Source organism: Oleiphilus sp. HI0066 (genome assembly GCF_001635725.1).
The window spans coordinates 1-988 of the sequence record NZ_LWFH01000223.1 but is presented as its reverse complement, the minus strand read 5'-3'; the positions used below and the strand labels follow the sequence as shown (position 1 = coordinate 988).

2 protein-coding genes are annotated in these 988 nt (G+C 41.5%); both read left to right on the top strand.

Features of this window, described 5'->3' with window-relative positions:
• On the top strand, positions 1 to 246 hold a 246-nt coding region (locus tag A3738_RS03365; protein ID WP_197473552.1), incomplete at its 5' end, for an acyl-CoA dehydrogenase C-terminal domain-containing protein.
• A 177-nt stretch (positions 247 to 423) separates the two neighbouring features.
• Positions 424 to 816, top strand: coding sequence for a hypothetical protein (locus tag A3738_RS03360; protein WP_197472188.1), 393 nt, complete (start codon positions 424 to 426; stop codon positions 814 to 816).
• The last annotated feature ends 172 nt before the right edge of the window (positions 817 to 988 follow it).

Here is a 988-nt window from a genome sequence, read left to right as displayed (position 1 = left end):
GGCGCAGCAGCAACACCGCTCCTACGCATGTTTGCTTTAACTAGTTTGGCTGTAATGTGGGCCAAGATGGCTAAGCAAACTCAAGACGACGGTACGAAATCGCGCTTCTCTGAAGACTTCTTAGAAGGAAAAGTGAAAGCAGCAAACCACTTCTATCGCCTGTATCTTCCTGAGATGGATCAGCTAGCGGCAGATGTCGAAGCAGGTAAAGCTACCTTGATGGATCTTGCTGAAGCAGAGTTCTAATAAATTCTTGACCTTGCATTAGAAAACCGACCTTAGGGTCGGTTTTTTCGTTTATAGTCCAGTGTTTTTTAAACTGCGCTTTTTAATAATTAATCATATTTTGTGGGTAGTATTCCCGCACTGGCATACATATAATTTTGCAAAATTTTTCATAATCGGAATCCCGTGCGCGATATTTTGAAGAGCAAAATTTGGCAACTTTTCTTAGCGATTGCTTTCTTATCAATGCAATCGGCTTCGGCGCATATCCATTTGGGTTCGAATCATGATCATGATGGTCATGACCACACCCATTCTCAGTTAATACATACGAACAGTATTTCTTCTCATCATGTTGATGCATTTGCGGCTGAAATCGCACCTCATACTAGTGAGGTAGTTGAGCTTTGCCAAGACTGGACCGTAAAGAATGGGAAGAAGCTGAATGATCATGACTCCCAAGCTTATCTAAGCTCCGATTATGTTTACCGTGAACAGACGATTGTCGTTGAAGATTATCGAGGCGATGCTCCTGTTCCCGTTATCTTCCGATTCTATTTTTCATCTCAGGCTAGGGCGCCTCCAATATAGTTGTTCTCTTAGGTTTAAATCATTTTTTTATTAGCGAAAGCTAAGATTTATTATTGAGGTACACAATGTTATCTGTATTGAGAAAATACCGGTGGCCTGTCGCTATTGGTATGTATTTTTTATGTAGTTTCGTCTTTGGCCATGGTATGTCTGAGGCGGATAAGGCAAAGGC